This window comes from Sulfurovum sp. (assembly GCF_041551015.1).
Classification (GTDB): Bacteria; Campylobacterota; Campylobacteria; order Campylobacterales; family Sulfurovaceae; genus Sulfurovum.
In genome coordinates this window covers 1-9406 of sequence record NZ_JBFENQ010000066.1, presented here as the reverse complement: position 1 = coordinate 9406, position 9406 = coordinate 1, and the positions used below count along the sequence as shown (strand labels likewise).

General features: G+C 37.3%; 10 protein-coding genes. All 10 read right to left on the bottom strand.

From position 1 onward, the window contains the following. On the bottom strand, window positions 1-634 hold a 634-nt coding region (locus ABZC96_RS05730), incomplete at its 3' end, for a hypothetical protein (protein ID WP_373029714.1). A gap of 3 nt (window positions 635-637) precedes the next feature. Continuing rightward, complete coding sequence (locus tag ABZC96_RS05725) at window positions 638-1318, bottom strand: ABC transporter ATP-binding protein (protein ID WP_373029712.1); 681 nt, start codon at window positions 1316-1318, stop codon at window positions 638-640. Further along, window positions 1315-2493, bottom strand: a complete 1179-nt coding sequence (locus ABZC96_RS05720; RefSeq protein ID WP_373029711.1) for an ABC transporter permease — start codon at window positions 2491-2493, stop codon at window positions 1315-1317. The genes ABZC96_RS05725 and ABZC96_RS05720 overlap by 4 nt, the downstream gene beginning before the upstream one ends. Next, the gene (locus ABZC96_RS05715) at window positions 2483-2716 is read right to left on the bottom strand and encodes a hypothetical protein (RefSeq protein WP_373029710.1); all 234 of its coding nucleotides are present in this window, start codon (window positions 2714-2716) and stop codon (window positions 2483-2485) included. The genes ABZC96_RS05720 and ABZC96_RS05715 overlap by 11 nt, the downstream gene beginning before the upstream one ends. 16 nt (window positions 2717-2732) lie before the next feature. Next, window positions 2733-3425: a nitrous oxide reductase accessory protein NosL gene (locus ABZC96_RS05710; protein WP_373029709.1), complete on the bottom strand. Its 693-nt coding sequence runs from the start codon at window positions 3423-3425 to the stop codon at window positions 2733-2735. An 8-nt stretch (window positions 3426-3433) separates the two neighbouring features. Beyond that, window positions 3434-4156 carry a nitrous oxide reductase accessory protein NosL gene (locus ABZC96_RS05705; protein WP_373029708.1) on the bottom strand — a complete coding sequence of 241 codons (723 nt, stop codon included), beginning with the start codon at window positions 4154-4156 and terminating at the stop codon, window positions 3434-3436. Window positions 4157-4348: 192 nt separating this feature from the next. Beyond that, entirely contained in the window at window positions 4349-5236 is an 888-nt protein-coding gene (locus ABZC96_RS05700) for a CoB--CoM heterodisulfide reductase iron-sulfur subunit B family protein (protein WP_373029707.1), read from the bottom strand. A gap of 9 nt (window positions 5237-5245) precedes the next feature. Continuing rightward, window positions 5246-6235: a succinate dehydrogenase/fumarate reductase iron-sulfur subunit gene (locus ABZC96_RS05695; protein ID WP_373029706.1), complete on the bottom strand. Its 990-nt coding sequence runs from the start codon at window positions 6233-6235 to the stop codon at window positions 5246-5248. A 10-nt stretch (window positions 6236-6245) separates the two neighbouring features. Further along, window positions 6246-7973: an FAD-binding protein gene (locus tag ABZC96_RS05690; protein WP_373029704.1), complete on the bottom strand. Its 1728-nt coding sequence runs from the start codon at window positions 7971-7973 to the stop codon at window positions 6246-6248. Between the two features lie 144 nt (window positions 7974-8117). Next, window positions 8118-9185 carry a hypothetical protein gene (locus ABZC96_RS05685; RefSeq protein ID WP_373029703.1) on the bottom strand — a complete coding sequence of 356 codons (1068 nt, stop codon included), beginning with the start codon at window positions 9183-9185 and terminating at the stop codon, window positions 8118-8120. Between the last annotated feature and the right edge of the window lie 221 nt (window positions 9186-9406).

The following is a 9406-nucleotide window of genomic DNA, read 5'->3' as shown; positions in this document are numbered from 1 at the left end:
CGATTTTAATGGTTAATATAAGCAAAATATAAAGCAGATAAAAAAGAACTAACAATAAGGTCACACTCAAACCAAAGGGGAGGGGATTGGCACCTTCAAATTGACCAAACAGTGCAGAACAACAACTTACAGGCATATGGGTATCAATATTTGAGAAGTAATTGAAATCCAAACCCAGTTCCAAAATGATCAATACAAAGATAAGACTAAAAAGCCATGACTTTTGTCTGAACCATTGATGGTTCTTTGTATGCATATCATAAGTATGTACATAGATCCAAAGCGTTAGTAAAAAAAGTATAGATAGTTTCAATATTAAAAGATATGAACCGTATACGTTGGCTTTTATTACACCTGCACCACACATGGCACCTGGCAATAAAAGTGATAAAGTATCGATAGTGAAAATAAAATAGACTACCAAAAGAAACTTCATTAAAAAGACAAAAAGAATGATAGTACTCACCAGATAAGCCTGTCTTTCCAAAGCAAATTGAAATGGAGTAAAGCTCTCAAAATCCCATTTTAGCAAGACTTTTAACGAAACTGCAAATGCTACAGTCAATAGTGTGAAAAGTGTAGCTTCACTCAGTAGAAAAACGATGACTTGATTTGAGAGGAGTGCTTCATTCATACTTTATACTATCTTACCATCAACCATAGGGACAATAGTATTCTCAAAGGATAAACTGTCAAATAAAGGGTCATGTGTTGCAATTACAATGGTTTTACCCATACTATGTAACTTTCCAAGTATATCTATAAACAACAATGAGTTGTCCCTGTCTAGATTTGCAGTAGGTTCATCACACAAAATAATGTTTGGATCGGCTACTAGCGCTCTAGCAATGGCTGTACGCTGTTTTTCTCCACCTGAAAGTCTAGATGTAAGGGTCTCTTTCTTATGGCTTATGTTTGCCACTTTCAATGCTTCATCTACCTTATCATGAATCTCATTCATTTTTAATCCAGATGGTATAAGAGGAATCGTGACATTCTCATTGACAGACAAATGTTCAAAAAGGTTAAAGTGCTGAAAGATCATTCCAATTTTTTTGGCACGAAGCTCAGAAGCAAAAAGGTCTGGAAGTTTACTTATAGGCTCACCTTCTATAAGTACTTTACCTGCACTGGGTTTATCAAGTCCTGCAATAAGTGAGAGGAGGGTTGTTTTACCACTACCACTTACACCTTTTAAGACAATACATTCACCCTCATGTATGTTAAGGTTTATCTCTTTGAGTACAGGGATCTCATTGTTCCCTTGATGAAATGTTCTATAGAGGTCTTCTATTTGTATCATTAACTTTTCTGTCATAGCATAGCCTCTTTTGGATCAGTCACAGAGACTCTCCATACAGGTATCAATACTGCTGCGATGAAAGGCAGAGCATAGAGGAGAAAGATAGAAGTGAAAACAGAGAAATCAAAAATAGGAACAAAGTTAAGTGTGTTATGCAAATTTTGTCCACCTAAAAAGACTTCTTTGAGTAAGGGTGCTCCCGCTATAAATACATAAATATAGGCGATGAACACTCCTACAGCATAAGAGATAAGCACCACAACCACTGTCTCCATAAATTTAAGTTTCAATACATTGTTAATACTCCAGCCCAAAGCACGCAGTAACCCTATATGTCGTCTCTCTGTTGAGTATACCATGCTATAACGTTGATAGAGTATTAAAGTAAAGGTAGCAAGAACGACTAAAAAGAGAATGAGGAACAGACCTCCTTTGTAATTATAAAGGTTTTCATAAGATTTTTGTACATCATTTTTATTGACCACGCGTAGATCATAATGCAAAGCAGAAACTTTGTCTGTCATCATGTTCCACTCATCTGGGTTAGGTACACTGAATGTAATGTCTGAGACTTCATCATCAGTATACCCTAAGATCTTGCGAGCCAGATCGATAGGCATAACCATCATATCATTGGCTATGATATTGGTCTGGGATGGAAGCACATTAAAAATATTTACTTTTTCAAATACACCTTTAGGCGTTAAGAAATTATAGGCATCTTTGTAAAAATGTGCATCAAGGTACGCTTTAACACCTTCACCTACTAACATTTGATTACCATTAAAAAAGGCTTTTATATCGGTGGTGTCTATAAGTTTTTGAAGGTTTTTATGACTTTGTTCTTCTAGAAAATCCACGCCAACTATGAGAAAAGAGCTCTTTTTATCTTCAAAAAAATAACGTCCATAGACTCTGGATGTCACTTTAGTCACACCATAGATGTCGAGTAGTTCATCTCCCCAGCTCGTTGGAGTAGGAACTTCTGTTCCACCTTGTATACGACTCACTACAAAATCAGGTTGCACTTTTAATGTCTCTTCTAAAGAAAAACGTAGTGAAGAAGAGATGAACAGTACGGAGGAGAGTAGAAAAAGGATCATTACAGAGATACCTATGATACTCAAATGTTTACTACGTTCTTTAAAGAGCTGTAACGTAAGGAAGTGCCAAAAAGCATTAGCGTTCATAGATAAAATCCATTCTGCCTAATCCTTGCATTTCAGGGTAAGTGCTGTTATAAACAGACTCATCATAGGCTACACTTAAAGAGAGTGGGGCCATATGTGTAAGTGCAGTTATCTGTTGTACAACCTTTATAGCTTTATCAGTAGGGGAAAGTACATAGTGCGAGCCCATTATAAAGAGCATAAGTATCAATAAGCATGCAAAGGCTACAAAAGGTTTTATCAAACGTATATCCTATGGATTATTCAGTATATTCTAGACCATCAAGGCCCATAACGAGCTTGGGTGTGATCTCTTCAAAAAGAATGATCTTTTCACCACTATGGTCAGTCATAAAGTTTTGTGCTGCTTCTTTAGTTAAGAAAGGTATAAGTTCATTTCCCATGGGACCAAAGACATCTGAGCCTATGACATAAAAAGCCTGCTTCGCATCTATAGCTTGGAGCGTATAGAAGTCTGTGACTTCTATCTGGGTAATTTTACTTCTGTCATAAGGAAAATCTACATCAAAGATGTAAAACTTCATCATATCTTTCACACCATCAAAGTAGTCTTTCTTACCTTCTACATCAATCAGTGCAGCCCATTTAGGATACTTGGCAACAAACATACCACATACAGGACATTTGACTTCTGTAGGTACCTCCATCTGACCTTTAACAGCTGTGAGACTCTCAGACTGACCTGCCATAAGAAAGTAAGCCAAAGCTTCTTTATTACGTGTATTAAGAGCTATACAAGGTTTAATGTCATCTATCTGATGAAGGATCTCATGGAAGTTTTTACTTTTGATTTTGAAGAGTTTGTTTTCATCACAGAGTTTTAAAGCTACATTCTCACCTTTTTGAACAAGCTTGGCATATTTGGAAGGGGAGATACCTTCTGCATATGCTAATCCTAAAAGTATAAAAGTAACTAATAAAATCCGTCTCACAAGGAACCTTACTTGTTACGTGAGTTTAAGTAAAGCCCGATTGCCTGTAGTTGACTACCTTTGATCTCACCACAAGGTTTTTGCGTAGTTAAGTATGATTTAGCTTCAGCAGTACTTGTGAAATTAGCATCAACAGGTGTACACATCTCCTGATACATCATTCCACCTTTTTGAGCCATCATTGCTTGTTTTTTCTGTACCATAGCACTCTCTTGAGCCAATGTACTTTTAACAGAGTCTAAAACAGCATAAAAAGTCATTACTTTTCCACCAAATTCTTTAGCAAACTTCTCTGCATCACCTTTTTTACCAAATGCATATTTACTTGTCATAGTCATCGTACCTGGTTTTGAACTACCAACAACATACCATGAGTTAATAACATCGATGAATTCTAGAGTGGTATTATCAACCACTTTAATGCCAGTAACTTTCCCCCCATCAGCGATAGTTTCAGCCAAACAGTGGATAGAACAATACTGCTCACTTTTACCATCGACATGTGCAGCATGATTTGTTTTATAAAACATTGGTAGTGTCATCCCACACTTAGGACAATACATTTTATTTTCACCTTCTTGAAGTATCATTGCTTTATCTGGAGAAACAGCCTGAAAACGTGTTGGCATCTTCTTAGCACTTGTTACTTTCATCTCATGTTTCATTTCCTCAGTAAAACCATTTGTGCTTACCATTATCAATGCTGCCAGTAGTAAAACAATTTTTTTCATAATTCCATCCTATTCATTTTATTTCTTTATATTATAACTATAGTGTTAAATTTGTGTTAAGTATGAAGATAAACTTTAAACATTTGATTATAGCACGTTTTAAATAACTTAATAATAGTGATTTTTTGTTTATGAAGTAGATATATCGTCCCAAAGTTTCATTTGGAACGAATTAAAAAAGGTGGTAGTTTTTTATGCAGTATAAAGATGTTTTGCTTTTTGAACGTGGAAGTTAAGACCGATCTCTTTTTCTGTACATCCAAGCGCAAGAGCAACCATTTGAGGCATGTGTAATACAGGAAGCTCTACATCACGACCCATTACTTTACCGATACTGTCTTGATATGTATCCATTTTCAAGTGACAAAGTGGACATGGTGTTACCATAAGGTCTGCAGCGTTATCTATAGCATCAAGTAGGGCATTACCTGCCAGTACTTCAGATGTGTGGTTTGCTTGAAGCTCTACGTGGAAACCACAACATTTGTTTTTACTCTCATAGTTTACAGGGTTACCCTCTAGTGCATCTATAAGACTGTCAAGAGAAGTAGGGTTGTATGGGTTTTCATGACCATTTGCATCTTCATGAAGTTCAGATGGTCTGATGTTATGACAACCATAGAATGGTGCAATGTTTAAGTGGCTAAGTGGTGTAGTAACCTTATCTTTTACATTTTCCAATCCATACTCATCGATGATAGCATAAAGGAAGTGTTTGATCTCAGATGTACCTTTGTACTCCAGTCCAACTTCTGCAAGTTTTTCGTTTACTCTGGCTTTAAGTTCTGGGTCTTTGTCCAATGCGTGTTTTGTCATAGCAGAGTTAAGCTGACAAGTATTACAGATAGTGATCATCGTAAGACCCAGTTTTTCTGCATAACAAATGTTTCTGGCATTCAATACATGTGCCAAGAACTCATCAAAGTCTTGTAAATGGCTTGCACCACAACAACTTGCTTCTTCCAGTATAGTGATTTTAATCCCTAACTTATCAGCTACTGCAAGTGTAGATGAAAGTAACTCAGGTGTAGACTGCTTAGCAGTACATCCTGTAAATAATGCGTAATGTAATTGACTCATCTGTTCTCCTTACAGTTTATTTGTTTGTGAAATTTCAATAAGCTTTTGAACTTCATCTAAGTTTTTGATCTTTGGAATACTGTCTATGAATGGTATACCTGAATGCCAGTGGATTTTACCAGATTTAAACATTTTCATCGCTGTACCTAAGTGCTTATACATACCCATGTAACCCTCAGAGTAGAGTACAATATCCGCTTCATCTAGGTATCCAGTTTTCTTCATACCTCTTAGGAAACCTTCTGCGTGACGTGTAGCAACATTACTTTCAGCAATACCTTGCTCAAACTGTAAGTTGTGAAGTTTTGTGATCTTCTCTATAGGATTGATCTCTTTTGGACATGCTTCTGCACATTCAAAACATTTAACACAGTCCCAAACACCTTGACCCTCTTGCGCTGTCAACTCTAGACGTTCTGCACCAGCGTTATCTCTGGTATCTACAGTAAATCTATAGGCTGCTGCAAAAGCCGCCGGTCCATAGAACTCTGGATTCACTTCAAGTGCAGGACAAGAGTAGTGACACGCACCACACTGGATACAAAGATCTGAGTCTAAGAAGTTATTAAATTCTGCAATAGACTGCTTTGTCTCATGTGTTGGACGTGGGTCAACATCTGCAACCACATAAGGTTTGATCGCTGCATGTTTTTCCCAGAAGTCAGATTTATCGATGATCATATCTTTTACTGCACGTTTTTTAGAACTTGGTTCAAGTGTGATATCATTATCGAAAAGGTCTAATAACTCTATGGCATTTTGTTTACATGCAAGAACTGCTTTCCCATTTACTTTGATAGCACAAGCTCCACAGATACCATGACGGCAAGAACGTCTATAAGAGAAAGAACCATCATGTTCCCACTTTATTCTGTTCATAAGGTCAAGGATCAATTCATCTTTTCCTACTTCCATTTCATACTGTTTAATGTATGGAAGATAGTCTGTTTCAGCATTAAACCTGAATGCTTTTATTGTTACTTTTCTAGTTTCGCTCATCATGACCTCCTTAATATGTTCTTTCTTTTGGCTCAAACTTACCAAGCACTACATCACCCCATTCTTGAGTAATGTTAAAATCTTTATCCATGTATGCGTAAGTATGCTTCAAGAACTTTTCATCATTTCTAGTAGGGAAGTCTTCGCGGTAATGCCCACCACGACTCTCTTCTCTATTGAGCGCTCCAACCACGATGAACTTAGAGAACTCTAACATATGACCAAGTTCTATCGCTTCTTGAAGGTCTGTGTTAAATGTATCAGATTTATCATCGATACGGATGTTGTTAAATCTTTCTAACAACTCATCGATCAATTTGATTTGTCTCTCTAAAGATTCTTTGGTTCTAAATACACCTGCATCAGCAGTCATACCAATCTGAAGTTCATTTCTAAGCCCTGGCACTGTTTCATTACCACCAGAAGTTTTGAGTTTGTTCATCTCTGCTAGCATTCTGTCTGCATCTGAAGCAGATGCTTTACGTAACTCGATACCTTCATCCAATGCCTTAACCATGTTTTCACCAGCATGACGACCAAAAAGAAGGGCTTCAAGTACTGAGTTCGCACCCAAACGGTTTGCACCATGCACTGATACACAAGAACATTCACCTGCAGCATAGAAACCTTCTACCAATTCTCTTGGGTTCTTACGAACTTGACAGTTAATGTTCGTAGGTATTCCACCCATAGAGTAGTGTGCAGTAGCAGAAATATGAATAGGCTCTTTAAGCATGTCCTGTCCCTGGAATGCAATAGCAAGTTCACGTAGTTCTGGAAGACGTGTTAAAATGATCTCCGGGTCAAGGTGTGTAAGGTCAATGTTTACTGACTGACCATCTTTACCTACACCTCTACCTTGACGTACCTCTTCCATAATAGCTCTGGATACAACATCACGAGAAGCAAGTTCCATAGCATTTGGTGCATACTTAGTCATAAATCTTTCACCTTCAGAGTTATAAAGACGCCCACCTTCACCACGTGCCGCTTCTGAGATAAGTACTCCCGAACCACCAAGTCCACTTGGGTGGAACTGAACAAACTCCATATCTTCAAGTGGAAGACCGTGACGTGCTACGATAGAGAGTGAATCACCTGTATTTGCATGTGCATTTGAGTTAAATCTAAATGCTCTAGCGTGACCACCTGTAGCAAACATCGTTACTTTAGCATTAAATATAGCCGGTTCAGAGTTACGAATGTCATACGCAGCAACACCAGATACTTTTCCATCTTCATAGAGTAGGTCAGCAGCATACCACTCATCAAAGATCTCTACACCTGCACGGAAAGCTTGCTCATAAATAGTCTGAAGGAGTGTAAGACCTGTTCTGTCTTTTGCATAACATGCTCTAGGCTGAGACTGCCCACCAAAAGGTCTGATAGCTATGTCACCTTCTTCATTTCTTGAAAAAACAGCTCCCATTCTTTCTGCCCATCTGATGGTCTCAGGAGCTTTACTACACATAAGTTCAACACAGTCCTGATCTGCAAGATAATCAGATCCTTTAACCGTATCAAATTCATGAAGTTCTGTAGAATCATCTTTACCAAGAGCGGCATTAATTCCACCTTGTGCAGCACCTGAGTGAGATCTTAATGGATGAAGTTTAGTAATGACCGCTGTTTTTTTTCCTGCCTCTGTCAACTCTTTAGCCGCAGCCAAACCAGCTAAACCAGAACCAACAACAACTGCGTCATATTCGTAGATTTTAATATCTGAGTTTTTGCTCATAGTATCTATATCCTTTTGTTTACAATTTGCTTTTATCATATCTTTTTAAGCATTAATTTTAGTTATAAAATGGGAGTTTAAGGGATTAAAAATGAAGTGGTGTATAGTTTAGTAGCGTGACAGAAATATCACGCTATTTGTTAATTATGCTACGATAGCGTTTAGCTGAGAAACAAAGTCCTCAGCAGAGATAAGTTCTAAACCTATCATCTTTCTACCTATAGTTTTTTCGATGGCAGAGAAGTTTTTCTTAAACATGTCGAGAACAGCAACATCTTCGACCACAAGAACTTCAGCTCCACTGTCATAAGCATCTAAAAGTATTGCTCCTGCTTTTTTAAAGGCGAGGTCTTTGTTGTCATTTAATATACTAAGTCCAGAAAGTTTGCCTGATCTTGAGAAATGAACACCTTTCATATCCATTTCTGCTATCAACTTATGCGTTTCATCATGGGAAGCAATACCATGATAATGTGCCACCTGTTTCTCTTCTAGGTTTTCAATAGTCTCTACAGCTCTTTTTGGCACGACTACTTCAACCTTTTTTTCCTCTTTGTTAGAAAAACGTGCTATAAGTTTTGCACACAGAGAAGGTCCTTCTTCCGGTTTAGCCATAGCTTTAAGCTCATCTATCGCAGCAGTATGATCTTGAGCGTTAAAAAGATTATTTTCATACTCACAGTCAAACAACCCTGAATTTGCAGAAGTGATAGCATCAAGTATAGCTTCTCTATGCTCTGACCCTTCAGTGATCATTTTATGAGCTAAAACAAGTACTGCATCACCGATGTATTCATGGTTAAATTTTTCTGTTTCTGATGCATAATGGAGTGCATACAATGTTTTATAGTATTTTAGATCTGACTCTGAAGCATATGGTGCTAATAGTTCAAAACTTTGCATGAAGTCACTGTCATTGATCTTAAGTCCATCATTTGAACGATAGCTGTTCACCGGATCTATTTGCAGAGATGTACCTAGTCTTTCTACAAGTTCAGAAACAGGTTGTTTCGCTTCTATAACCAATCCATTTATCTTCATTACAAGCTTTTGTTTCGAATAGCTAAAATTCTCGTTTACATCTTGTATCTGTGCAAGCAGATCTTTTGCTGTAGCTTCTGCATCTACACTAATGTTGAAGTTTTTATAGTAAGGCAGGTAGTCTGTTTTTGCATTAAAAAAGAATGCTCTTATTTCAAGTTTGTATGACATTAATCGCTCCGTATAAAATATATAACATTGAGTATAGCTTATAGTACTATGAAATAAACCATATAGAATGGACTAAAGGGAAAACGATTTAAGTATGTTACAATTTTACCAATGAATAATATAGATAAAGAACAATACCTCATAAACAAACTAAGTTCCAAGCATATTGGTGATGATGCCGCAGTGATAGGAGACACTCTCTACAGTATGGATGCCTTCTT